The sequence below is a fragment of the Candidatus Nanosynbacter sp. TM7-053 genome, from assembly GCF_022828375.1.
Lineage (GTDB): Bacteria > Patescibacteriota > Saccharimonadia > Saccharimonadales > Saccharimonadaceae > Nanosynbacter.
Map to the genome: position 1 here is coordinate 492,287 of NZ_JAJQJX010000001.1, position 24,823 is coordinate 517,109.

Here is a 24,823-nt window from a genome sequence, read left to right on the forward strand (position 1 = left end):
ATGATATTGTGAAGTCACAAATTAAATTAAAACACAAACGTGTACGGGAGGGAAACAAAATGGGTGTTTCTTATACTAAAATAATCGGCGCCGCGTCGGTGGCGGCTATTGTTGGCATAGTGGCGCTTCATTCGCCGGTAAGTGCTGCGCCAGCTTCATTTACGTGGACTGGCTCAGCTGGTGACCATAAAATGTCAACCGCTGGTAACTGGAAAGAAGGTCAGGTACCAACAGAAGGTTCTAAGTTGGTATTTAAGTGTGTTGATGGGCCTAATGAAAACATTCAGAACGATTTAACGGTAGCTCTGTCAGGATTAGAGGTTAAAAAGGGTAGTCTTCCTGACGACAAATTTTGCGCCTATTATCGCATTGATACGATGCGATTTACCTCAAATGCTGAATTTACTGGCGACGAGACTAGTAGCGACAGTAAAGATAAAATACCAGGTGTTCATATTACAGGCGCTGTCACTGGCTTATCAAATCTGAAATCGAATGGATTTGATGGTAGATTTGATGGCAAACCGACAATAAGCCGTTTTGAGGTTACTAATGCTGGATGTAATAATATAGATGGTTATATAAAAGCTGCAGAAAAAATTGTCGGAGAAAATGCTAGTGTGTCGCTAGCTGGCGCTAATAGTATCTTGGTTAAAAATAAAGGTCAGTTAGATATTGATTATTATGACAATGAAACAAGTTCTAGCAAAATCACTTTTGAAAATGGTGCGATGATTTCTCACGGAATGGGTTGTCAAGGCGGCGGTGGTGGTAGTGCTTCGAGCGTAACGACTGTTCTGTCTGGTGACATTGTACTTAACGGTGATGTTGAATATCGGCTAGCGTCAAATGTCACATTGAAGATTACCGGTAAACTTAGTGGTCCAGGTAAGCTGGTTGCGCATAAAGATAATGAAGGTACAGTACTGGTTGAGTCTTCAAATAACACCAGTGGCACGCCGAATGGTCAGATTGGTAATGCTCATGAAGCTAAAACAATACAATTAGACGGCGACAAACCTGATGAGTTTGTGACTGTTAAAAAAGGTGAAACAGTTTTACTAAATGGTAGCCGTTCTGAGGTAAGTGTTGATGAAGGCGGCGTGTTCGGTGGTGACGCTACTGTGAAAAGTCTTTATGTATCAGGTGTTGTTGCTCCGGGTAATTCACCAGGTAAAATTACCGTATTGGAAACCTTCGCTCTACAGAATACCGGTGTTTATAAGGCGGAAATCTTAAACAAAGATCACTATGATCAGATTGTTGCACATGATGTTTATCTAAATGGTAGTCTAGACTTAACATACTTGGCTGGTGGTGTCATTAAGAAGGGCGATACCTTTACGATAGTCAGCAACAACGGCACTAACCCTGTTCAAGGAACATTTAAGGACTTACCTGAAGGTGCAGAGGTAACTGTAAGCGGTGCAACCTTCAAGATTAGTTATGTTGGCGGTGACGGTAATGATGTTGTACTGACGGCACAGAATGACTCAAAAGCTCCAAAAGCTCCAAATACAGGTGGTGAAAAATTGTCTGTTAATTTGATTGGGGCTATAGCTGGAGTAGCTTCAGCAGCCGCTCTGTTATTCGTAACAAAGCGAAAGAGTCTTAGTAAGAAGTAAAGAGCCGAAGTAAAGGCTTAAAAAATCGACAGGCACGCCATAAGCGGTTTGACGCAGAGCGTGCCTGTTGGCTACAATGAGGTAGATATGGTACGGGGAGAACGAAATATACGCAATTTACAGACACCGCCAAAGGCTAGGGGTCGAGTGGTTGTACCGCGACGCAGGCTGATGAGTGATATTGTTGTAAATGTGACTGATAGTGTGAATATGAAGCATACTGCGGATATTGCTCATCATTCTGTGTCGACTAAGACAAAACAGCCTCGGCAGTGTATAAAATCAAAGAAACCTACGCTAATTAATAAAAAACTTACTCGAGCAGCCCGCTTGCTAGATATCTATGGAGAGTCTGTGTTTGTCGGTGATTTTCGGGGTAGCAAGCAGAGATATATTAAGCAATCTTTGCGAAATATTTTAGGTGGTAATTTTCGTAAAAAGCTTCCTGGCGTAATTGCAGTTATTCTTTTGACAATCTCGATATATTCGTTTGTTGACTCCTGGCTGTTGAATAGTCGAATAAAGAACGCCGTTAATGGGGCGCCAGTAACAGCACGCAGCGATGATTCTAATGATCGTAGAAATAGTGAGGGTAAAGATGAAACTAAAGTCTCAGATGATGCCATTGCCAAATATAGGGTTGCTGCAGATTTGCCGCGAGTCATCACCATTGAGAAGTTGGGGGTTAAAGCTAGGGTTTTGCAAATGAGTGTCAATTCGGACGGTTCAATGCAGTCACCTGTCAACATCTTTGATGCTGGATGGTATACCGGCAGTGTTAAACCAGGTCAGTTAGGCGCATCAATAATTATTGGACATGCATCCGGTACAACGTTGGGCGGGATTTTTAATAAATTAGAGTCTCTAAATACTGGTGATACGATTAGTGTCGAGCGTGGTGACGGTAAAATACTACGTTATCAGGTGATAAAAAAACAAACAGTTAAATTATCTGATGTGGATATGAATAGTTTTATTCGGCCAGCTGATGGTGTATCTGAGGGTCTGAATTTGATGACGTGCGCAGGGGAGTGGATAAAAAATTCCCAAACTCGTAATAATAGAGTAATGATATTTACTAAGCGGATTTAAGTTGTCTGATGTTATAATTTATGCATGGGAACATTGCCAGATCACGATAAATTATTAACCGACAGAGCTTTGCGGTGTGCGGCGACGGAGCTGAACGTTGATTCATCTGAATTACGGATCACGCCAGTAAGTGGCGGCTTTTCGCTTAATCGTCGAGCATTAGTGTCGTCTGGCGATCGAACGATTTTCGTTAAAGAAGTTGATGCTGATTTATTGTCGGATGAGGGTGAGCGGGAATTAGGCTGGCTAAAAAAAGATTATGCAGTAACATGCTTATTGCAGAAAACTTATCCGCAATATGTTGCTGATTGGACTGAATTGGCTGATGACGGTTACGTGTTGATGATGAGCAGTTACGCTTCGTCAGATGGGTGGTTGTGGCAACCTCCGACGGATAACTCTGTCGCGGAACGTTATATTTCGACGGTGATAACCGCGGTTCGCGAGTTGGAAAAAATAAAATTGCCACAGGAGCTAATTGAAGAATTGCAATTACAACCATTTGTGGCGAGAGAGTTTGGCTTAGATGATGGGATTGATCAGATTATTGCTGATACTGATATTCGTCGTCGATTGATTAATAACTATCAAAAACTATTGCCAAGTCAGTTGGAGATTAATCAGTGGTGTTGTCGGAATATAATTGAGCTGTTAGAAAAGCGCGATGAGTTGATTGATATTTCGGTGCGCGCTAAAGAATTTGCCAAGCAGACGGAGGACTGCTTTAATCATTCGGATGTTCGTAGTGATAATCTGGCATTTAATCCGCAAACTGGCGAGTTGAAGTTGGTTGACTGGAACTGGGCTTCCTATGCACCCCAGGGATCTGGTGCGACAGAATTTCTGGTTGATATGGCGCGCCATGGCCATGACGTAACGCCGTGGCTAGGTGAGTTGAACGTGGAAATGCTGGCGTCATTTGTCGGATTTTTCATTATACGTAGTCTCAAGCCGCCACTCAAGCCGGGTGATAATCTTCGTCAAATGCAGGCGTTATCAGCGGCTGTTGCTTATGATTTATTGCAATCCATGTAAAGAAATCATAAATGTAAATAATACAATGTACTTTCATTGACAGACGCTATATATCGCGTGTATATTCAATATTAAGCACTACATATGGTGTTTTAGAAAATAAATAACGTTTTTTGCAACATGTGCCCACTGGAGAGGTTGGGCTGGTTTGCTGTTTTTATAAATAAGGAGGGGGAATGTATAAATCAATTAAAAAACGCGACGGTAGAGCTGCTAAATTTGATCGGAAAAAAATTGAAAAAGCAATTGAAAAGGCGGGACTGGAAACTGGTGAATTTGACGCCGCTCAAGCAGTTGAATTGACCGACAAAGTTTTGGGTGTTTTGGAAACTCGTAACCAAAAGCGTCTACCAAGCGTTGAAGATATTCAGGATATTGTTGAGGATGCGTTGATTGAATCTAAGTTTAAGAAGACAGCAAAGGCATACATTATTTACCGTGATCAGCATAAAAAATTGCGCGAAATTACCTCTAATGCGCACGTTGATTTGATTGATAAATATCTGGAAAATTTGGACTGGAAAGTTAATGAAAACTCTAATATGGGCTACAGCCTGCAGGGCTTGAATAACTATGTTTCAGCGGAGATTACGAAGACTTACTGGCTGGATAAAATTTATACATCGAAGATTGGGCAAGCTCACAAAGAAGGCGACTTGCACATTCACGACCTTAACTTGCTAAGCGTTTATTGTGTTGGTTGGGATTTGACTGACTTGTTACAAGAAGGATTTACTGGCGTGGCTGGTAAGGTTGCCTCTAAGCCAGCTAAGCATTTCCGATCAGCGCTTGGTCAAGTCGTGAACTTCTTTTATACATTACAGGGCGAAGCGGCTGGTGCGCAGGCTTTTTCTGATTTTGATACACTATTAGCACCGTTTATTCGTGCCGACAAATTGAGCTATGAAGAAGTAAAACAGGCTATTCAAGAATTCGTCTTTAATGTTAATGTGCCGACTCGTGTTGGTTTTCAGACGCCGTTTACCAACATTACACTTGACCTTGAATGTCCAAAGCATATGGCAGATAATCCAGTGATTATTGGTGGCGAAATGCAGGACACGACTTATGGCGAATATCAAGAAGAAATGAATATGCTAAACAAGGCGCTGCTGGAGGTTCTTTCTGAAGGCGACGCTAATGGTCGAGTCTTTACCTTCCCAATCCCAACGGTTAATATCACCAAGGACTTCAATTGGGATAATCCGGTAATTGAAAGTTTGTGGGAGGCTAGCGCTAAATACGGCATTCCGTACTTCTCAAACTTCATTAATTCCGACATGGATCCAGAAGATGCGCGCTCGATGTGCTGTCGATTGCGTATTGATAATCGTCAATTGGAATATCGTGGCGGCGGTCTGTTCGGCTCAAATCCAATGACTGGTTCGGTCGGTGTGGTAACGATAAACTTGCCACGACTGGCTCTAAAATCTAAGAACGAAAAAGAATTCTTTAAGGGGTTGGCTGAACTTATGGATATGGCAAAGGACAGTTTGGAGACCAAGCGTAAAGTTTTGGAGCGATTGACCGATGCTAATTTGTATCCGTACACTAAGTTTTATTTGCGAAACATTAAACAGCGTTTCAATCAATATTGGAAGAACCATTTTTCAACTATCGGTTTGATCGGCACGAACGAGGCGGCGCTTAATTTGTTGGGCGTTGATATTGGCACGGAAAAAGGTAAAGCTTTTGCTGAGAAAACGCTTGATTTTATGCGCGATCGTTTGGTGGAATATCAGAAGGAAACTGGCAATAATTACAACCTTGAGGCAACGCCAGCTGAAGGCACAACTTATCGATTGGCGCAGCTTGATAAAGCCAGCTTCCCAGATCGAGCGCATTTTGCTAATGGAATTGGCGCGGAAGTTAAATGTCCGTTTTATACCAACTCTAGCCACTTGCCAGTTAATTACACGGACGATTTGTTTGAGTTGATGGATCTTCAGGACAATTTGCAAACCAAGTACACGGGCGGCACGGTGATTCACTTCTTCTTGGGCGAGCGCATGGACGATCCGCAAACTTTGAAAAAATTGGTGAAAACGATTTGTGAAAATTACAAATTGCCATACTTCACGTTCAGTCCAAGCTTCTCAATTTGTAAGAATCACGGCTATATTGTTGGTGAACATCCAGAATGCCCAAAGTGTGGTGAAGCGACTGAAGTTTACTCACGCGTGGTTGGTTTCTTGCGTCCAGTTTCTCAATGGAATAAGGGCAAGCAAGCGGAATTTGAAATGAGGGAACATTATGACAATGCCGCCGAACACCAGCGACTTAGCGCCGTCGCGGCAGCTTAAGGTGTCAATTGGTGGAATTCAGAAGCTGTCGCTCGTGGATTATCCAGGGCACGTGGCGGCAGCTCTGTTTCTCTCTGGTTGCAATATGCGCTGCGGTTATTGCCATAATCCTGAATTGGTATTGCCTGAACGGTTAGCGCCGAGCCTTCCAGTTGATGAAGTGATGATATTTCTAAAGTCGCGAGTTGGTCGACTGGACGGCGTGGTGATTTCTGGCGGTGAGCCAACGGTAAATGAAGATTTGCCGGAGTTATGTCGGATGATTAAGAAACTTGGTTTTGATATTAAATTGGATACCAACGGTACGCATCCAGATATAGTTCGCGGAATGGTCGAAGAAGGGCTGATCGACTTTATTGCGATGGATGTAAAAGGTCCGCTGGAAAAATATGTTGAAATTGCGGCGCGACCGATTGATTTGGAAGCAATTAAGGAGAATGTCCGGTTGATGATTGATTCGGGGATTGATCACGAATTCCGTACGACGATTGTCCGCGAGCAATTGGAAGTTAGCGATTTTGAGAAGATTGGCGAGTTGGTTAAGGGCGCGAAGAGATTTGCCTTGCAACATTTTCGCACTGGCACGACAATTAGTCCAAAGTTCGCGAATTACCACACTTTTACTGACGAAGAATTTAGAGAAGCTCAGAAAATAATGGAAAGGTACGTTGGAGAATGTGTGATTCATTAGAGGTTGAAATTGTGCGCGTCCGTCAGGAAAATCCTGAAGTGAAGACGTTATATTTTACACGACCGTTCGACTTTACCGCCGGACAATATATTACGGTTTTTATTGATGGTAGTAGTGTGCGTGAAGGGAAGGCTTATAGTATTTCTTCTACTCCTGACGATGATCTAATGTCAATTACCGTGAAGAATGTTGGTGGTGAATTTTCTAGCTATTTATGTTCACGTAATGTTGGCGATAAATTACAAATTAGCCACGCTTATGGCGATTTTAATCCGCAAACAGAAAGTCCTTTGGTCGGAATTGCTGCGGGCTGCGGACTTAGTCCAATTTGGAGCGTTATGGCAAGTTCTAGCCAGCCGACGTTTTTATATTTTAGCCAAAAATCGCCAGAATATATGGTTTTTGGAAATGAGCTAGCAGCGTCAAATATTAAAGTGAAGAAGTTTAGCACTCGCCAGCAAGTTGAAGAAAAAGATGGTTGGTTTAACGGTCGATTTAATGTGGAAAAAATTGTTCACGAAACACCAGAAGATGCGCATTTTTTGGTCTGTGGAAGTTTGCCGTTTGTTAGAGATGTTTGGCAAAAATTATCCGTCGCTGGTGTGAGCGAATTGAAAATTTCAACGGAGACGTTTTTTGAGCAATGAACGAAGGTTTGGCAGATGGAGCGGGCGATTTTAATGTTTTCTCGGCGTTGAATGGCGATGTTAATTTTCAGGATCTATCTTCAGAAATTGATGATGATGCGACTGAATTAAATTTGGTAGAAGCGGTTGCTAGCGGTGAGAAAATTGATACGTCATTTGCCGAAGAAAATGAAGCGGAAGTAGCAGAGGAATGTTTGAATGACGAAAGACGATCGGAAATTTGCCAAAACGTAGCCAGCGCAGCATGCGCCAGTTGCGCTGCGGCGGGAACTTGCTCAATACTAAGAATGCGAAATTTTGCTGAAGAGAATTTACAGCCGGCAGCAGAAGAGCCGAAGAGTTATTTGTCTGCCTTAATGGACGATGGTTGTGATGTTGTTGTTGCTGGATATGTCAGTGCTGATAACGAAGAGAAGCCGCCCGAGTCGATTGAAAAAGATAGTCCACCGGAAAATGAAAAACCTGAATCCGTATCAGAAAAACCTGCGGTTAAGTCGGAAGTGAGCGATGATGATGCGTCGATGCGCGTGTCGGCGGAAAATAATGAGGCGAACAAGCCGACGGATGATGATGAATGTTTGAATAGTGAGAGTGTGTCGTCGGAAAATATTCCAAGCGCGAAAATAATCAAAGAAAATATTCAGCCGAGAATTAACGAAGAGTCGGGCGAGACTGAGGCGGCTAGTCAAATTAACTCGATGGACTCGGAAGACGTTGATGAAAAAGTAGACATTCATAAAGAAGATATGTCTTCTGAGAATCAAGCTCCGGCTGTTGATAAAGAGGATGAATTGCCGAGAGAATTACCTATAAAGAAAGATAACTATATAGGGGATGAAAATAATATAAACTCTGCACTGTTTTTGGAAGATTCTACTTCAAAGGAAGGTTTGGCTGAGAAAGTTATTCATAATGAGACAAACTCCTCGCCTGTGCGTGATTTTGTTCAAGTCAATAATGAAATTGATGTGGTGATGAAAGATGACAATAATAATGCGCCAGCTGAGACAGAGTTTAACGATGAGGCTGTGCGTAAAAGAATTGAATCTGTTGAATTGACAGAAAATAAGAAGGATTTGCCAATTTTACCGCAATGTGATTTTGGAAAGCATAAAGTATGTTTCGAAGATTCAGAGAATATTGCTGTGGATGAAGATTTTGACAATTGTACGGTCGTGAATGAAACAGATAATATGGCGGATGATTTGGGTGATTGCGCAGAGTTGGGCGAAGAAGTTACGCGTGAATCGGAAGAATTGCCGACCAATAGACCTGAAATAATGGGACAATTTACTCCCGATTTGAAATTAGCCGATGATGTAATTGATCGGAATAATATCGTCGATAAGGTTGTGAAAAAACTCGCGAAAAAAGCTGAATTGGCTGAAGAATGTAGGGGATTGGTTACTACGGATGATTGCGATGAGGCAAAATGCTCTGTAAAAATTGAAGAATCGAGCGATTATTGTGATGATACCGATAATATTTTGAACAGGGAATTAAATATTCCAGTTCTTCAAGAAATTCCTGTTTCGTCAGATAATTCATCGGAGGAAAAAGTTAATTATAATTGTGGCGAAGATGATGCGAATAATACAAATATATCCGGCGTTTATTCGGGGATTTGGGCTGATGACAGTCCGTTGAATCCGGAAGATGATACGACTTCGAATAGCTATGGCGTCAATATGTTTTTACCTTTAGCGGAATTGCTAGGTTTTTTGGCTATTAAGATCTCTTCGATAAAACAGGAAATAATCATAAGATAAGAATGGGACATAGTATAATGTTTAATATGACAACAGGTGATACTATTTGGAAGATTGCGAAATAATGGGTAAGCTTATCTTAGAATTAGAGCATTCTGAAGCTAGAGATTTATTATTACGACCTAATTCATATTGCAATTTTGGTTTGCCTACTTATTTTAATATGCAAAATCTATTAGACTGTGCTGATAACATAGTGCAAAAAGGAAACTATAGGAATAGTAGTAAGAATGCAAAAGGTCCAGGTGCTTTTGAGGGTGTGAATTATACGTTACTCGCTAACAAGGATGGTGCATACACATGGAGACCATACGAACTTGTTCACCCGATTCTTTATGTTGAGCTAGTGAATTTACTTACAGAGAAAGAGAATTGGACTTTTATTAAGAAGCGCTTCGAAAGGATGCGAAGCAATAATAAGATTATTGCGATAAACATTCCACAAAAACCTGACGAGAGTAAAGGAAATACAGAAAAAGAAGAGAATATAAATCGTTGGTGGAGCGAGATGGAACAGGCGTCAATCAAATTATCGCTAGAATTCAAGTATCTTACTACTACAGACATCACAGATTGTTACGGGTCTCTGTATACACATTCAGTTGCATGGGCGCTTCATGATAAAAAAATAGCGAAAGGTAACCACAGAGGGCTAGATAGAAAAGGCGGGCTGCTAGGAAATAGTATCGACAATTGTTTGCAAGATATGCATAACAGACAGACAAACGGCATACCTCAAGGCAACATGGTGTCTGATTTAATTGCGGAAATGGTCCTTGGCTTCGCAGATATGTTGTTAAGCGAGCAGCTGAGAAAAGCGAAGATTAAAGAATATAAGATACTTAGATATCGGGACGACTATAGAATTTTCACAAATAGTCGTCAAGATGCTGAAAAAATTCTTCTAGAGTTGAGTGGTATATTAGCGGAATTAAATTTCAAATTGAATCCAAACAAGACGGTGGTCGCGGATAATGTTATTGACACTTCGGTTAAGGCTGATAAGATTAGCCTGATTTTATCTAATTATGGAGATAATAATCTTGGACTACAGCATCAGTTACTTTATATAAGGAACTTCTCAAAAATACATAAAAATTCGGGAAGCGTAAATAGGTTGCTTGGGGATTTTCGAAAGCGTATAGAAGCTCTTAAGAGTAAGCCCTTTCAGAGCGATGCGATGATTGCTACCGTAGTGGATATAATGCTTAATAATCCTCGGACATATGCAACTGGCGCTTCTGTGATATCAAAGTTGATATCGTTTGAGGCGGAAAAGGAACGAGGGGATATACACCAAAAAATTATACGTAAGTTTTCCGATGTTCCAAATGTGGGGTACTTAGATATATGGCTACAACGTATTAGTATTAAATTAGACAGAAATAGAAAATTTAACGAACCTTTGTGTAGACTTGTGTCACGCAACTCAATTATTTCTATATTATACGGATGTCCTGTAATTGCAGATGGAATGGTGTTTGGTGTTTGGAATTCTTCATGGTTGCAACTATCGTCATTCAGAGAGCTGTCTAAAGTTGGTTTTATAGACGAGACGGTTATTACCGATCTGGACGACATTATGTCACTTGATGAGACAGAAATATATATAATGGACAAATATGATGAGTAAAGTTGCGCGAGAAATCTTGCCACGGGAATTGGAAGTGATAGATTTTTAAGATTTTATGAAAATCTCCGTACACATTAAACCAAACTCTCGCCATCGTGAGGAAGTTGTGAAAAATGACGACGACACATTGACGGTTTATGTCAAAGACCCAGCAATTGAAGGTCGAGCCAACGCGGCGGCTATTAAATTATTGGCAAAACATTTTAAGGTTGCGTCTTCCGAAGTTAAATTAGTGCGCGGTGCAACTTCAAAATATAAGATATTTGAGATTGATTAAGTTTACGGATAAACGGCGCCCGGTGTCATATCACCGATTAAATTTTGTACCGTTACGAATGAATATCCTTGTTGTTTGAGTGAGCTAAGGATACAAGGAACAGCATTCACGGATGTCTGATGAATATCGTGCATTAAAATCACAGCTCCGTTGCGAGCGCCAGCGACAGCCCTTGAACAGACGATTTCGCTATTACGATCAGCCCAGTCGCGCGTATCGACAGACCAAACAACTGCCGACATTCCACGTTGACGGAATTGATCCAAAACTGCTCGATTAAACGCGCCGTATGGTGGACGTATGATGTTGGGTTTGGTGCCGACGGCTTGTTTTATGACGTTATTTGTCTGGTCAATTTCACTAGCGAGTTGCTCTGCTGAAACCTTATTTAACTCTGGATGCGACCAAGAATGATTGCCTAATTGATGTCCGCGCGACTGCATACGGCGTAATGTGTTGGCGCGTGCTGAAACTTTGCTGCCGATTAGGAAAAATGTCGCCTTGGCGTCGTACCTATCCAATATGTCCAACAGTTTTTCGGTGTATGGTCCAGGTCCGTCGTCAAAAGTTAGAGCAATTGTTTTATTTGCGACGATAGGCGTTGGAGTTGCGGGCGCTGGTTTTGGTTTTTCTGCAGGTTTGGGGATGTTGGCGAATTTTCTCGCCGTTGGGTTTTGCAGATGTTTAGAGACGGAGGAGATTGGCACGGTAATTGTCAATTCTCCATATGATGATGGCAGTAGCGACGCCTGACCGAGTGGCCAAGCCAATGAATTGCCGTTATTGGTGATGATGAAATTAGACAAAGCCTCTTTATTTATAATTTCATTCAGGTCAATTTCTGGCTGTTGGCGTTGCTTGATGATTTGAGAAATATTATCTTTGGCAGCGGATATAATTGCTTCGGCAGCCTCATCAGACTGTTCTGTAAAATCAGCTAAGCCGACAATTTCGCCAGATTTTTTGTCGAAAGTCCAAAATTGCGTCATTGATGCTGGATGCGCGCCGTTCATATCCTGCTTAATATTGACGACAATCGACAACGCTTCTGAAGTGTTGTGCGTGACTTGATAGCTAATCGTTTCGGTCATTGGCTTATCAAAAACCGTCGCCAGTAAAACCGTATTTTGAAAATCGCGATCAATTTTATCAATCGACTCGCTAATTAAGCGATTAATCTTTTCATTTTCTGTGATCGGATATTCAATTGAAACTTTTTCCCGTTTGTTATCTCTGGTGACAAATTTTGAGCGAATGCCAGAATATTTCGAATCGGCAAAATAATACTTTTCATCAGATGGTGCAGTCGTTTGTCGCGAGTGTGATTGATTGAGGAAATATATCCCAAATAGCCCTGCTGAAAATAGCAATATCAAAAACGGTATGATAATAAATAGTTTTTTCGATTTTGGTTTTGCTTTTTTTCTCTGAATGCGCATATTATAAGTATAGCACTAGTACTTTGGTTTTGTTATTATTGACAATAAGTAGAGACTAGCTTGATCAAAATTACAACAGAGAGGAATTTACGGAGTGGAACTTGAGTCAATTATAAAAGTCGATAAACTCGTTAAAACTTATGATGGAAATAACGTGGTCGACGGCGTGTCGTTTGAAGTTAAAAAGGGCGAGATATTTGGGATTCTTGGTCCTAACGGCGCGGGTAAAACAACAACGCTGGAAATGTTGGAAGCGCTCAGATCAATTGATGGCGGCACGGCTACAATTGACGGCATAGATGTCGCTAAGAAACCTAAAGATATTAAGAATATAATTGGTATTCAGCTTCAGTCGACGGCTTTTTATGACAAACTGACTTTGCGTGAACAATTGAAAATGTTTGGTAGTTTATATGGTCGGACGGTTGATACCGAGGCGCTGCTCGCTAAGGTTCAATTGACGGAAAAGGCTAAGAATTACGTCGAGCAACTTTCTGGTGGTCAAAAACAGCGTTTTGCGATTGCCTCGACATTGGTGAATAATCCAAAAGTGTTGTTTTTGGACGAGCCGACCACAGGGCTTGATCCGCAGGCGCGCCGAAATTTGTGGGACTTGATTAAGGAAATTCGCGACGAGGGAATTACGATTCTTTTGACGACGCATTATATGGACGAGGCGGAATTATTATGTGACCGTCTGGCAATTATGGACAGCGGTAAGATTATCACAATTGATACGCCACATAATCTTATCCAGCAATTATTGGCGCGCGGTTTTAAGAAAGAGCAAGTTGTCGAGCAGGCCAACTTAGAGGATGTGTTTATTGATTTAACAGGAAAGGCAATTCGGGATTAATATGAAAAAATATTGGATTGGAATATTCGGGCAAGTTCGCGCTCAGCAAAAGCGTTTCGTCCGAGATAAAATGGCGCTATTTTTTACTTTCCTTTTTCCGCTGATTTTTCTATTAGTGTTCGGGTCGGTTTTTAGTAATGATTCGACCAGTTTTAATATTGCAATTGTCAACAATTCACAGACGGAATTTGCCAAAAGTTTCGTTAAAAATGCCAAAGAAAATTCGAAGGATTCAATTCTCAAAATTAAAGACGTTAAAGATATGAATGACGCGCGCGAAAAGATGAAGCGGTCGGAACTTAACGGTATTATTGAACTTCCGAGTGATTTTGGTGCGATAAAAAATAACGGCAATCATCCTATTCCAACAGGCACGATGAATGTTCTTTACGCCAAAGGTTCTGAACAAGCGGGTAATACACTAGTGGCAGTGATGAATCAAATTACCAATAACATCAATAGTCAGATGGGCCAGCCCGAAGCTCCGCTTAAAGCTGTTGGTAAAGCGGTTGGCGATGAACAATTAAAGTCGTTTGACTACATATTTACGGGGCTATTAACTTTCAGCTTGATAAGTATGGGTATTTTTGGCCTAGCTAATCAAATGCCAGCCGAAAAGAAGCGTGGCTCGTACCGACGCTTACGTGCAGCGCCGTTTACTTCTGGGCAGTTGATTATCTCTACGGCAATTCACTATACGATTATTTCCTTGCTTAGCTTGATCATGATGGTTGTCGCTGGCGCTTTGATATTTCACTTTAATATGCGAGGCGATTGGGCGTTGTTTGTGGTTATATCTATATTATCGGCATTCATGATGGTGGGAATGGGGCTATTGATTGCTGGCTGGTCGAAAAACGAAGATCAGTCTTCTGCATTAAGCAATTTGATTTCTTTTCCAATGATGTTTCTGTCTGGCACATTTATCCCGCTTTATCTATTTCCAGAATGGTTGCGAAGCGTTGCTCAATTTGTTCCCATAACTCCAATCACGGATGGTTTTCGACTAATTATGACCGAGCACGCAAGTTTTATGGAGGTCTTGCCACAATTTGGAATTATTGCAGCCTGGACTTTCGTAATTTACCTTGTGGCTATTAAATTATTTAGGTGGGAATAATATAATATCAATGAAAATAGCCCGCCGAACGAGCTCAAGCTGAATGCGGATCTTTCAATCCGAGAAACAAGTAACTGCCTCCATATACAGTAGTTCCTCTCAAGCCTACTCAAAGAGAAGGTGATTTTCACCCTCTGCAGCTCTGAGTAAAAGCTATATATTGTTATATAGCACACTAAAATAAAAAATATCAACTTACTCGTATGGTTGCTAACCATATGTCGATTGCAGTATAAAAACTCTCGGGGTTACTTCGAAATATCTTACGTCGTAGTTGTGATAAAATACGCTCATGTAAGGAATGTGGCCGGTAGACGCGCAGGCATCGCAGTGGTACCATGGTTGTTGTGCTTGACTTGCCATCCCAGCAAGCCATAGGTAACGTTGGTGTAAGCCCAATATCTATTGATGGGTCGACATCGTACGCAAATTCATCAATAAACACGCGTAGTATCACATGCCTCTCATATTGTTGGCGGCGAATTTTGAGGATGTGTTCGGGGATCTGCAGGTCTTGCCAGTCAAAAACACCAATTAGCAATTGACTGGTAATGCCGATGTGCTGCAGTTCTTGTTTCAGGAGTACGCATTTTTGGTAACACGACCACACTTCATTACTGCCACTTGTTCCGTAGGGTAAGTCGCGAATCTTTTCAAATACTTTAATTGCTTTTTTGACTCTCATGATAGGTAGAAAATGGGACTATGTCTATGATATTACCGGAATGATTGCTCACTAGTGTATAATATAGCACATGAAGTGGCTCGATGATATAGTAAATACGTTTCAGGATGCTAATAAAGAGATTTTGGTTTCCTCGGGTGCGTCACCGTCGGGGGTGTATCATGTGGGGCATTTGCGCGAGATCGTCATTGCTGACGCCGTGGTGCGGGCGCTGAAGAAAGCAGGCATTCGGGCGCGCCACGTTCACGTTTCAGACAACCTCGACGCCTTTCGTAAAGTGCCGGTTAATTTGCCGGATAGTTATGAGCAGTACTTGGGTATGCCGCTCTGTATGGTGCCGTCACCAGATGATCAATATGATTCGTGGGCGGATTTTTGCTTGAAGCCATTCCTCGACAGCGCCGATAAAATTGGTGTGACTATGGACGTGGTCTATGCCAGCGATAAATATCGCAGCGGCTTCTTTGTGCCGGCCATCGAGCGCTCGCTGAGCCGCATTGACAAAGCTAAGTCAGCCATCCAGGAAGTATCGGGTCGGCAGCTGGATGATCAGTGGTCGCCAATTCAAATCATGGAGCATGATCGGCTAAAAAATCGCCGTTTCATCAGCATGGATAGCGATACAAAAACAATTACCTATCGTAGCCATGATGACTCGGAGCACACAGTTCGGTATGATGACGGGCAGGTAAAGTTGGATTGGCGGCTGGACTGGCCAGGGCGGTGGTGGCTGCTCGGCATTGATATCGAGCCGTTTGGCCGTGACCACGCGACGAAGGGTGGCTCGTATGATACCGGCAAGCGGATCGCTCGCGAGGTTTATGACATTGATGCGCCAGTACCAGTGCCATATGAATTTATTAATCGCACCGGTGATACGAAAAAGATGAGCGCCAGCAAGGGTACTGGCGTGAACGCACACGACGTTGTTGATATGCTGCCGCCTGAGGTAGTGCGCTACTTTATACTCCGGTATTCGCCGGCCAAGCGACTGTATTTTGACGAGACCGATAGCCTGGTGCGGCTGGTTGACGACTTCGCGGCGATGAAGCAGCATCCGCAAAATGAGCTTGATAAACAGCTATTATTCTTGTGTACTGACGGGCTAGATCAGCCAGCGGTCAGCTCAATTCCATTCTCGCATCTGGTTATTTCATACCAAGCGGCGCTGTGCGACATGGTAAAAACAGTAGAGATTTTGCGGCGTAGTCCGGAATACGCCCGCATCGTCGACGAGGAAGAAGCAGTGATCATCACAGAACTAGGCTATGTCAGTCGGTGGCTGGAAAAGTGGGCGCCCGAGTCATTGAAGTTTCGTCTGACGGACGAGGTAAATCCCGATGAGTTCTCGCCAGAGCAAAAAGAATACTTGAGGCGATTAGCTGACGATATCGCCGAGGCGCCGGCTGGGGCTGATGGTAACTGGTTTCATCAAGCAATTTACGCCTACAAGGAAAGCGGTTTGCTGCCGCCGCGGGAGCTCTTCACCACCATCTACCGCGTGCTCATTGGCAAAGATTCCGGGCCACGCGCTGGCTGGTTCTTGTCGATTTTGCCGCGGGATTGGTTGATTGAGCGATTGCGACTAGTCAAGTAGAAGCCCGTCTAGTGATTAAGCTTTTCAGGTGGAAATGGGGAGCAAAACTCTAATCGTCTGGCGGTTTTATTAAAATAATATCGGTAGTTTGCCCGTTTTCGCTTGCTTTTTATCGAATAGCCGTATCTGTCGCTTAAAACATTCTTTCTGTTTTCGAAAACAGCTTTTATGTTTTGGAAAAATGCCTTTCTATTTTGTGCGATTTTTACCGTTTTCCATAATGCTAAACGCTGTATTATAATTAGACTAGCTATAGTGAAGCTACACCAGAAGGGGGAATTATGACATTTGAAGAAGCGCAAGAGCTAGAGATGAGTCATATTCGCGCGCGGAAGTGGGATACGACGTTATGAAAAAGAGGTTTGGCATGAATAAAAAACTTATTGCGATTATTTCCGTCATAATCATCTTGTGCGGCGCTGCGGCTGGGCTGTGGTATAACCGCCAGTATTCTGCCGAGCAGCCAAAGACTCCGTCTACTAACGTGTCCGACGCCGCCAAATTCAAGTCAGAATATCCGCGAGTGGCGGCGAATAATCGCTTCGTTTATGCCAGCGATAAAGAAGTCCTTGATATCTTTGATAACGGCAGCGGCGTGGTTTTCTTGGGCTTTCCGCAATGTCCGTGGTGTCAGCATTTGAGCGAACACGTTGATCGGGCAGCTCGGGCTGAAGGTGTTGATAAAATATACTATTTGAATATTCGCGATGCTCGCGCTAGCAACAATGAAGTTTACCAAAAATTGGTCAAGAAATTAGAACCGTATTTGGAAAAAGATAAAAATGGCAATCCTCGAATATTTGTGCCTGATGTATCGATTGTCAAGAACGGCAAGATTATCGGCCGCTACAAAGAGGAATCAACTGGCGACGATAGTATTACGGCAGATAAATATTGGACTAATGAAAGAATAGAGCGGACTTTATCTCAACTGCGTGGATTTATGAGTCAACTGAAATAGTGACAATTATTTAACGCCGCCAGCCTTAAGAATGCTTCTTAATCCGTTTTCTCCGCCGACGAATCCGCTGGTTTGATAATCGTTAATAACCATATATGGCAAGCCATTCACGCCAAGAGAAAGAGCTTTTTGTGTGTTGTCATCAATTTCTTTTTGGTGCGGTTTTTTAGTCATACAGTCGGAAAATTGCGATTCATTCATGCCGACATTTTTAGCGGAAGTCAGGAAATATTCCAGTGGAAGAGCAGGGATTTTTTTCGGCACAGCAACGTTTTTCACGCCAATTCCTTTATCGAAATAATCGCTTTTAATGCGCGGGACGATATCGTGGGTATATTGCCAATATTTATCCTGGTCGGCAGCGCAAAACGCAGCGTGAGCACCGGTTTCGGTATTGTTGGTCATCTCTTTTAATAACGTTACCACACGATGCTCATAACGAACTTTGCCGGATTTAACATAGTCATTTTTGAAGAATTCTGTGCTGGTTGCGGCTTCGACCTCGGCGCAAAATGAACAAAAGTAGTCAGTATAATCAATGAACACGTTTTTCGCGTCAGCGGATCCTTGTGACATTTTTTCATTCCACGGTTTATTATCGCCAATGTGACGATTCGGCGGGCGATTGACAATTCCATAGATAAACAAAGCTACAATTCCCACGATTACAATTCCCGAAAGAACCCAAATAAGCGCTATGCCTGATGATTTTTGTCGATTCATATTTTCTCCTGTTTAGATAATTCTGTGTACATAAAAATAATTTGACCTGATTTATATAGCGAGAATAAACTGAGCAGTAAAGCCAACAAAAGGACTATTGTACTGGCGATATTTGCGGCGGTGGCGGCGGCAGCTCCTGAGAAAAATAGGGTTACAATTGGTAAGATTAGTGATGTTCCGCAGGGAACGCAGCCGAGTCCAATTGTTGCGGCAATTGATGCAATTCCGCTTAATCCGACTTGTCGAGATACAGTTTTTTCATTGTCGCGATTATTCTTTGCTGTAAAAATTACAGCGGCGATCGATACGCCTTGAAGAATTGATACTACCATAAGTAGCGCGCCATTTGGTGAAGTGAAACTTTGTTTGAAGATGTCTATAATCATCGAACCGAGCAGCGCGATTTTATCGAGGATTGGTAAACGCGACATCATTAGTGGTCCGTAAAAATTGGCGTTGATTGCGAAATAAATTACCACGGCGAAGGCGACGGTCGCGACAATTGTTATTAGGAAATATTTCGGCAAACCAAGCATTCTGCCGATTCCTAGAAACGCTGATTTGATGGTTAGTTTGTAGTGCTTATCGTTGTAACTCATTGTGGTAGTTGTGCTATAAAATTTGCTGGTGTGTTATTTACTATATCCTTTTTTAGTTCGTAAATAACTTTTGTTGGCCATGGAATACTATCAATTTTGAAGTATTTTTGTAAATGTGGCAAATAGGTTTCATCGAATTCATTCTGCGACTGTATTATCTTGTAACCGTGTGGCGCGCAAATCCATTTGTGAATAAGGTGTTTTTCGATAGCGTACGATTCTTTTGATTCGCGTTCAAGTGAATCTAGCTCCCAAACCGCGTGAAACATGATTTCATAAATAGTTTGACTATTTGCCTTGTAGATGTACGGAACGATAGGATTATCATTGTCGTCGCAAACGATAGTAGGCATGCTAATTACTGAATTTTTAACAAGCGCTTCGATCCATGTGTAAACTTCATCGTTGACATCTTCGGATGCTACTTTGATAGACGTGACTAGGTTTGGCGTCTCGCCGGGACCCCAATCGCGGATGATAATGGTACCGTCAGGTTTGAGTGCTCTGTCTAGCATTGCGAACGTTTTAGTGCGTTCGGGTCGGGATAGATAGCTCATCAATTCGTGAAATACACTCGACATATAGATGATGTCGAACTCATCTTTGGTGTTTTCAAGTTGTTCTTTAGTAACAAAATCAATGTTATTTTCTTGAAGCTGAGATTGAACAATTTGTGAAACATCATAGGCTACGTAGTGAGTTTCTGTTTGCGTCACTTGTTTGATGAATTCTGGCGAGAAACCAGAACCGAAATCAAGCAATTTAACGTTTTTACCAAGATGTTTTGCGATAGCTCCGAATTTGGATGACGCTGTCTGATTCATCCGCTCTTGATAGGTTTTGTTGGTATGATTTTCCAAGTACTCGTTGCGAATTTGATCCATGCGTCTATTATACGATATTCGTAAAGGCAATTCGATCATCCGCGACAGCAACTTTTACTGTATCTCCGTCGTGAATTCGCCCGTCGATCAGTTCGAGCGCCAAAGGATCAAGCACGCGTTTTTGAATCAAACGCTTAAGCGGTCGAGCGCCGAAACTCGGGTCGTAGCCATCTCGCGCCAACATGTCACGAACGCTATTGTCGAAATCCAGCGTTATGTCGCGACTATCTTTAACTTGGCGAACAACTTTTTCTAATTGCACATCAACAATTGCGCGCATCGATTCAGGGTGAATGCGATCAAAAATCACGATGTCGTCAATTCGGTTTAAGAATTCTGGACGGAAATGACCACGAAGCGTTTCTAGAATTTGATTGTCAAGCGAGCTAATGTCGTCGCCCGTGTAGTCCATAATCATTTGCGATCCGACGTTGCTGGTCATGATGATAATGGTGTTGCTAAAGTCAATCGTTCGTCCTTGTCCGTCCGTCAATCGACCGTCGTCCAAAACCTGTAATAGTACGTTAAATACGTCGGGGTGCGCTTTTTCGATTTCGTCAAACAAAACCACGCTATATGGGCGTCGTCTAACGGCTTCCGTCAATTGACCGCCTTGATCGTAGCCGATATATCCTGGAGGCGAGCCGATCAATCTGGCTACGGCGTGGCGTTCCATATATTCGCTCATGTCAATTCGAATCATGGCGTGCTCGTCGTCGAATAATTCACGACATAAACTGCGCGCTACTTCTGTTTTTCCCACGCCAGTAGGTCCGAGGAATAGGAATGAGCCAATCGGTCGATTAACGTCGCCAAGTCCAGCGCGTGACCTACGAATGGCGCTCGCTACAGCTGCCACGGCGCGATCTTGCCCAATGACTTGGCGGCTGATTGATTCCTCCAATTTGGTCAATTTGCTAGATTCGCTTTCCATCAATCGCTCCACCGGAATTCCGGTCCAGCGCGCCACCACGCCGGCGATATCGTCAGGTGTAACCTCTTCGCGGAGTAATCGGTCGTGAGCTGGAATTGCCGCTAGCTCTTCGCGGGCGCTTGCTAATTTTTTCTCCAGCTCCGGCAAATCGCCATATTTAATGCGGCTGGCGGTGGCTAGGTCTGCGTCGCGTTCAGCAATTTCTAATTGTGAGCGCAGATTGTCCATTTTTTCGGTAGCCATGTTGACGGTTTGCAAAATGTCTTTTTCGTGTTGCCATTTTTTATCAATTACTTCGGCTTTTGTGCGAATTTTGGCAATTTGTTCCTTGATTTCATCTTTGCGAATATTGGCGTGGTCGGATTTGTCCTTTTTCAATGCCGCTTCCTCGATTTCCAACTGCAAGCGTCTATTGTTCAATCGATCCAGCGCAATCGGCACGCTTTCTAATTGCATTTTGAGCGAGCTGGTCGCTTCGTCAAGCAAATCGACTGCTTTGTCTGGCAAGAATCGGTCGGGCAAATATCTGGTGGACAATCTGGCGGCCGCCACGATTGCGTCATCAGCGATTTTTACTCCGTGATGAATTTCGTATTTTTCCTTCAATCCGCGCAAAATGGCAACAGTGTCGTCAAAGCTTGGTTCGCCAACGTAAACTGGTTGGAATCTTCGCTCTAAGGCGGCATCTTTTTCGACATACTGGCGATATTCAGCGAGTGTCGTCGCGCCAATCATGTGTAATTTTCCGCGAGCCAGCGCTGGCTTTAACATATTGCCCGCGTCCATACTGCCTTCACTTTTTCCAGCACCAACCATGGTGTGAATTTCATCGACAAAAAGAATAATCTCACCGGCCGTATCTTCTACTTCTTTCAGAATGGCTTTCAATCGATCCTCAAATTGTCCGCGGAAACTAGCGCCCGCCAGAAGACTGGAAATTTCCAGGGAAATTAGTCGCTTATCCTTCAGTGAAGCGGGAACGTTGCCTTTGACAATTCGCTGCGCCAACGCCTCAACAATTGCGGTTTTACCAACTCCTGGCTCACCGATGAGGACGGGATTATTTTTAGTGCGGCGACTTAAAATCTGCATAGTGCGTCGAATTTCTTCATCTCGACCGATCACTGGGTCGAGTTTACCTTCGCGTGCTAACGCCGTTATGTCTGTACCAAATTTTTCGAGTGGTTTAGTTGTTTCTTCTTGATTCATGTTTGGTGGCATAAAATCCTCCTTTTGGTTTTTAGTCCTAATTTGTTGCGCCCCAGTAAAAGACAGAATGGTGAAATTTGATGTAGTTATCATAACAAATTAGCACTCTCAGTGCAAGAGTGCTAACTAAAATAAATAGACTTTTTGTAGTATAATAAGCATATGAATATTCTTGTCACTGGTGGCGCTGGATATATCGGCAGTCACACTATCATCGAACTATTATCATCAAATCATAACGTAGTGGTGGTCGATAATTTATCAAACTCATCCGTCGAGAGTCTGAGGCGAGTTGAAGAAATCACCGGTCAATCAATACCGTTTCATGAATTTGATTTATGCGATCATCAGCGACTATCAGAATTGTTTAAGTCTGAGAAAATTGATGCTGTAATTCATTTTGCTGGGTTGAAGGCGGTTGGTGAATCGGTTGAAAAGGCGCTTCTTTACTATAAAAACAACCTCGAAAGCACGTTGGTTTTGCTTGACGTGATGCAAGAATTTGACGTGAAGAAATTGGTGTTTTCTAGCTCGGCAACAGTTTATGGCGATCCTGCTAGATTACCAATTACCGAAGATATGCCGTTGTCTGCCACAAATCCATATGGCCAAACAAAGTTGATGATTGAGCAAATGCTTCGCGATATTTCTGCGACAAATCAAGATTGGCAATTTACGTCTCTTCGTTATTTTAATCCAGTTGGCGCGCATCCGAGCGGTCGCATCGGGGAAGATCCTTCGGGAATTCCAAATAATCTTCTGCCGTTTGTGTCGCAAGTTGCTGTTGGTAAGCGAGACCATTTGAGCGTTTTTGGTGATGATTACGACACTCCAGATGGAACTGGCGTGCGTGATTATATTCACGTGGTTGATTTGGCAAAGGCTCACGTGGCGGCTCTGGAGAATTTGGGTCGACCGAACGAATATAAAGTCTATAATATCGGCACTGGTCGTGGTACTTCGGTTTTGGAATTAGTGAAGGCGTTTGAGAAAGCATCTGGTCGCGATGTTCCATATCAAGTTACGCCACGTCGAGCAGGTGACATTACAGCGTGTTATGCAGACCCAGGCTTGGCAGAAAAAGAATTAGGTTGGCGAGCAGAATTGACAATTGAAGATGCTTGCCGCGACGCTTGGAATTGGCAGAGCAATAATCCGAATGGCTACAATGGCTAATTGCCAGATTTGGTGAAAATCTTATTTTCGTAATAAGCGGAACGTTTGGAAAGTTCTGAATTTAAGTTTTCAATTCCGCCGTACTGTTCGACCAAGGTTTTCTTTCCAGAAAATAAGTTTGTACCCAAACCTAATCGGTCGCCGTCAATTTTAACTCCCAGCGCCGCCAAAGTTGACGGATACATATCGAATGTCGTGAATTGACGATTCTTTGAGTGGCTAGTTGAAATGGCTGGATTTATAAACGTGTTATAAATGGTTCGCTGATAATTAGTTCCGCCAATTTTTTCGTCGTAGTATGAAGTCTGCATTCCTAAATGGTCGCCAGAAATGACAATCGTGGTGTTTTCATAAAATGGCTGAGATTTAACCCAATTGACGAATGCGGCGACTTGTTTTGAGGAGCAAGCGTGAACATTGTCGTATTGATTACTGAAGGTTTTGGCGCAGGTTTCGTCCAGATAGCCATCGGTAAAATGCGTGTCGGCGGTTAATAATTGCAAGTTAAATGGCTTGTCTGACGCCGCCAAGCGCGAGGCTTCTTCGCGGGCAAATTGGAATAATTTTTTATCCTCATAACCCCACCAAATTTTGTAATCTTCGGAGATTTTTCCGTGTTTTTTGGCGTAATTGTAATCTTCGATATTGAAGTTACCGTGTTGAGTTAATAATTTATCGCGTCCGCCAAAACTCGCCTCAGATCCCATAACAAATGTTTGATTATAGCCTTGTTTTTCTAAAATCTCACCAAGACTATAAGCGCCCGGCAAGAACTTTTTAAACTCGCCCAGGGCGTTATGGTCGCGTCCGCCAACCAAGTTTTCTTTCAGTGGGACGCCAGCAGATTGCGCAGCCATTCCTGCCACAGTCCAGCCAGTGTTTGTTGCAGGTAAAGCGCCGCCGACACCGGATGCTTTGTTTGAGAATGAGGTATTTTTTAACGCCAATTCTTCCAGTTCTGGAATGATGGAGGTTTCGGAGCTGCCGCCATTAGCCTTTGACGCCAAAGTGTTTTCCATTGACTCTAAATAGATGTATATTAAGTTGCGTTTTTTCTCTGGAAAAGTTAATTTGGCGGTTTTTGGATTGACGTAATTTTCTTCATATAATTTGGTTGATTGAGTCAAGGCGTAAATATAGCCAGGGATACCAAAACTTTGAATGAGAAGGACGATCGCAATTAAAAACATACTCAGCGAGTAAATTGCTTGATTTCGTAATCTCAAAAACGGCAAAGTGAGTTTTCGTGATGATTTGATTTTTTTCAAGCAGAAGGCAATTATGCGATTTATAAAAGAGATCGATTTGTCGAACATTGGGATTAATAAAGCACCGAATAATAGGAAAACCAGCGGAAGATTTTGCAGGACGGCCGACCATAAATTGTCAGATTTGCCACCAGCTAATCCGTTGACGAAATAAAAAATTATCTCGTCGATTTGTGAATTTTTAAAGACGATATATTTATAGCGCGCTGCAATTAAGCAAAATGCCGCCAAAAAAAGCAAAATGATTGATATTGATTTAATCCAGAAACGTTTGGTAAATTTAATTTTTCTCACCATTCT

General features: G+C 42.6%; 21 protein-coding genes. 14 read left to right on the forward strand and 7 right to left on the reverse strand.

The window, feature by feature from the left end; genetic code table 11:
* Positions 1-59 precede the first annotated feature (59 nt).
* The 9 genes from LRM50_RS02625 (at position 60) to LRM50_RS02665 (ending at position 11,072) form a co-directional block, all read left to right on the forward strand.
* The gene (locus tag LRM50_RS02625; RefSeq protein WP_243777881.1) at positions 60-1,625 is read left to right on the forward strand and encodes a hypothetical protein; all 1,566 of its coding nucleotides are present in this window, start codon (positions 60-62) and stop codon (positions 1,623-1,625) included.
* Between the two features lie 87 nt (positions 1,626-1,712).
* Positions 1,713-2,717 carry a class F sortase gene (locus tag LRM50_RS02630; protein ID WP_243809758.1) on the forward strand — a complete coding sequence of 335 codons (1,005 nt, stop codon included), beginning with the start codon at positions 1,713-1,715 and terminating at the stop codon, positions 2,715-2,717.
* A gap of 24 nt (positions 2,718-2,741) precedes the next feature.
* The gene (locus LRM50_RS02635) at positions 2,742-3,752 is read left to right on the forward strand and encodes a protein kinase family protein (protein ID WP_243809759.1); all 1,011 of its coding nucleotides are present in this window, start codon (positions 2,742-2,744) and stop codon (positions 3,750-3,752) included.
* A gap of 176 nt (positions 3,753-3,928) precedes the next feature.
* Positions 3,929-6,055: a ribonucleoside triphosphate reductase gene (locus LRM50_RS02640; RefSeq protein WP_243809760.1), complete on the forward strand. Its 2,127-nt coding sequence runs from the start codon at positions 3,929-3,931 to the stop codon at positions 6,053-6,055.
* On the forward strand, positions 6,006-6,746 hold the full coding sequence (locus LRM50_RS02645; protein WP_129631838.1) for an anaerobic ribonucleoside-triphosphate reductase activating protein: 741 nt from the start codon (positions 6,006-6,008) through the stop codon (positions 6,744-6,746). The genes LRM50_RS02640 and LRM50_RS02645 overlap by 50 nt, the downstream gene beginning before the upstream one ends.
* Positions 6,731-7,393: a ferredoxin--NADP reductase gene (locus LRM50_RS02650; protein ID WP_243809761.1), complete on the forward strand. Its 663-nt coding sequence runs from the start codon at positions 6,731-6,733 to the stop codon at positions 7,391-7,393. The genes LRM50_RS02645 and LRM50_RS02650 overlap by 16 nt, the downstream gene beginning before the upstream one ends.
* On the forward strand, positions 7,390-9,162 hold the full coding sequence (locus tag LRM50_RS02655) for a hypothetical protein (protein ID WP_243809762.1): 1,773 nt from the start codon (positions 7,390-7,392) through the stop codon (positions 9,160-9,162). The genes LRM50_RS02650 and LRM50_RS02655 overlap by 4 nt, the downstream gene beginning before the upstream one ends.
* A gap of 64 nt (positions 9,163-9,226) precedes the next feature.
* On the forward strand, positions 9,227-10,795 hold the full coding sequence (locus LRM50_RS02660) for an RNA-directed DNA polymerase (protein WP_243809763.1): 1,569 nt from the start codon (positions 9,227-9,229) through the stop codon (positions 10,793-10,795).
* A 55-nt stretch (positions 10,796-10,850) separates the two neighbouring features.
* On the forward strand, positions 10,851-11,072 hold the full coding sequence (locus LRM50_RS02665; RefSeq protein ID WP_243809764.1) for a DUF167 domain-containing protein: 222 nt from the start codon (positions 10,851-10,853) through the stop codon (positions 11,070-11,072).
* 2 nt (positions 11,073-11,074) lie between these two features.
* Here the strand turns inward: LRM50_RS02665 and LRM50_RS02670 are convergent, their stop codons facing one another.
* On the reverse strand, positions 11,075-12,511 hold the full coding sequence (locus LRM50_RS02670; RefSeq protein WP_243809765.1) for a polysaccharide deacetylase family protein: 1,437 nt from the start codon (positions 12,509-12,511) through the stop codon (positions 11,075-11,077).
* 94 nt (positions 12,512-12,605) lie between these two features.
* Between LRM50_RS02670 and LRM50_RS04060 the strand changes: the two genes are divergently transcribed.
* Together LRM50_RS04060 and LRM50_RS02680 are read left to right on the forward strand one after the other, a co-directional pair.
* Complete coding sequence (locus tag LRM50_RS04060; RefSeq protein ID WP_243809766.1) at positions 12,606-13,367, forward strand: ABC transporter ATP-binding protein; 762 nt, start codon at positions 12,606-12,608, stop codon at positions 13,365-13,367.
* A gap of 1 nt (position 13,368) precedes the next feature.
* Positions 13,369-14,487 (forward strand): ABC transporter permease, encoded by a 1,119-nt coding sequence (locus LRM50_RS02680; protein WP_243809767.1) that lies wholly within the window; start codon positions 13,369-13,371, stop codon positions 14,485-14,487.
* 190 nt (positions 14,488-14,677) lie between these two features.
* Here the strand turns inward: LRM50_RS02680 and LRM50_RS02685 are convergent, their stop codons facing one another.
* On the reverse strand, positions 14,678-15,172 hold the full coding sequence (locus LRM50_RS02685) for a hypothetical protein (protein ID WP_243809768.1): 495 nt from the start codon (positions 15,170-15,172) through the stop codon (positions 14,678-14,680).
* A gap of 70 nt (positions 15,173-15,242) precedes the next feature.
* Between LRM50_RS02685 and lysS the strand changes: the two genes are divergently transcribed.
* Positions 15,243-16,769 carry a lysine--tRNA ligase gene (gene lysS / locus LRM50_RS02690; protein ID WP_243809769.1) on the forward strand — a complete coding sequence of 509 codons (1,527 nt, stop codon included), beginning with the start codon at positions 15,243-15,245 and terminating at the stop codon, positions 16,767-16,769.
* Between the two features lie 367 nt (positions 16,770-17,136).
* Complete coding sequence (locus LRM50_RS02695; RefSeq protein WP_243809770.1) at positions 17,137-17,730, forward strand: hypothetical protein; 594 nt, start codon at positions 17,137-17,139, stop codon at positions 17,728-17,730.
* Between the two features lie 6 nt (positions 17,731-17,736).
* Here LRM50_RS02695 and LRM50_RS02700 read toward each other — a convergent pair whose 3' ends face one another.
* From LRM50_RS02700 to LRM50_RS02715, 4 genes are read right to left on the reverse strand one after another with little or no spacing between them, the layout of a single operon-like run.
* Complete coding sequence (locus LRM50_RS02700) at positions 17,737-18,453, reverse strand: DsbA family protein (protein WP_243809771.1); 717 nt, start codon at positions 18,451-18,453, stop codon at positions 17,737-17,739.
* The gene (locus tag LRM50_RS02705) at positions 18,450-19,052 is read right to left on the reverse strand and encodes a hypothetical protein (protein ID WP_243809772.1); all 603 of its coding nucleotides are present in this window, start codon (positions 19,050-19,052) and stop codon (positions 18,450-18,452) included. Before LRM50_RS02705 ends, LRM50_RS02700 begins: the two co-directional genes overlap by 4 nt.
* Positions 19,049-19,936, reverse strand: a complete 888-nt coding sequence (locus LRM50_RS02710; protein WP_243809773.1) for a class I SAM-dependent methyltransferase — start codon at positions 19,934-19,936, stop codon at positions 19,049-19,051. The genes LRM50_RS02705 and LRM50_RS02710 overlap by 4 nt, the downstream gene beginning before the upstream one ends.
* Positions 19,937-19,943: 7 nt before the next feature.
* A complete protein-coding gene (locus tag LRM50_RS02715; RefSeq protein WP_275973371.1) occupies positions 19,944-22,091 on the reverse strand; it encodes an ATP-dependent Clp protease ATP-binding subunit in 2,148 nt (715 codons plus the stop codon).
* Positions 22,092-22,241: 150 nt separating this feature from the next.
* Here LRM50_RS02715 and galE point away from each other — a divergent pair, with 150 nt between their 5' ends.
* On the forward strand, positions 22,242-23,255 hold the full coding sequence (gene galE / locus LRM50_RS02720) for a UDP-glucose 4-epimerase GalE (protein ID WP_243809774.1): 1,014 nt from the start codon (positions 22,242-22,244) through the stop codon (positions 23,253-23,255).
* Here galE and LRM50_RS02725 read toward each other — a convergent pair.
* Positions 23,252-24,817, reverse strand: a complete 1,566-nt coding sequence (locus tag LRM50_RS02725) for an LTA synthase family protein (protein ID WP_243809775.1) — start codon at positions 24,815-24,817, stop codon at positions 23,252-23,254. The genes galE and LRM50_RS02725 overlap by 4 nt on opposite strands.
* Positions 24,818-24,823: the final 6 nt, after the last annotated feature.

Coding starts and splice junctions, on each gene's coding strand:
- LRM50_RS02625 (WP_243777881.1), top strand. CDS start 60: ATGGGTGTTTCTTATACTAAAATAATCGGCGCCGCGTCGGTGGCGGCT.
- LRM50_RS02630 (WP_243809758.1), top strand. CDS start 1,713: ATGGTACGGGGAGAACGAAATATACGCAATTTACAGACACCGCCAAAG.
- LRM50_RS02635 (WP_243809759.1), top strand. CDS start 2,742: ATGGGAACATTGCCAGATCACGATAAATTATTAACCGACAGAGCTTTG.
- LRM50_RS02640 (WP_243809760.1), top strand. CDS start 3,929: ATGTATAAATCAATTAAAAAACGCGACGGTAGAGCTGCTAAATTTGAT.
- LRM50_RS02645 (WP_129631838.1), top strand. CDS start 6,006: ATGACAATGCCGCCGAACACCAGCGACTTAGCGCCGTCGCGGCAGCTT.
- LRM50_RS02650 (WP_243809761.1), top strand. CDS start 6,731: ATGTGTGATTCATTAGAGGTTGAAATTGTGCGCGTCCGTCAGGAAAAT.
- LRM50_RS02655 (WP_243809762.1), top strand. CDS start 7,390: ATGAACGAAGGTTTGGCAGATGGAGCGGGCGATTTTAATGTTTTCTCG.
- LRM50_RS02660 (WP_243809763.1), top strand. CDS start 9,227: ATGGGTAAGCTTATCTTAGAATTAGAGCATTCTGAAGCTAGAGATTTA.
- LRM50_RS02665 (WP_243809764.1), top strand. CDS start 10,851: ATGAAAATCTCCGTACACATTAAACCAAACTCTCGCCATCGTGAGGAA.
- LRM50_RS02670 (WP_243809765.1), bottom strand. CDS start 12,511: ATGCGCATTCAGAGAAAAAAAGCAAAACCAAAATCGAAAAAACTATTT.
- LRM50_RS02680 (WP_243809767.1), top strand. CDS start 13,369: ATGAAAAAATATTGGATTGGAATATTCGGGCAAGTTCGCGCTCAGCAA.
- LRM50_RS02685 (WP_243809768.1), bottom strand. CDS start 15,172: ATGAGAGTCAAAAAAGCAATTAAAGTATTTGAAAAGATTCGCGACTTA.
- lysS (WP_243809769.1), top strand. CDS start 15,243: ATGAAGTGGCTCGATGATATAGTAAATACGTTTCAGGATGCTAATAAA.
- LRM50_RS02695 (WP_243809770.1), top strand. CDS start 17,137: ATGAATAAAAAACTTATTGCGATTATTTCCGTCATAATCATCTTGTGC.
- LRM50_RS02700 (WP_243809771.1), bottom strand. CDS start 18,453: ATGAATCGACAAAAATCATCAGGCATAGCGCTTATTTGGGTTCTTTCG.
- LRM50_RS02705 (WP_243809772.1), bottom strand. CDS start 19,052: ATGAGTTACAACGATAAGCACTACAAACTAACCATCAAATCAGCGTTT.
- LRM50_RS02710 (WP_243809773.1), bottom strand. CDS start 19,936: ATGGATCAAATTCGCAACGAGTACTTGGAAAATCATACCAACAAAACC.
- LRM50_RS02715 (WP_275973371.1), bottom strand. CDS start 22,091: ATGCCACCAAACATGAATCAAGAAGAAACAACTAAACCACTCGAAAAA.
- galE (WP_243809774.1), top strand. CDS start 22,242: ATGAATATTCTTGTCACTGGTGGCGCTGGATATATCGGCAGTCACACT.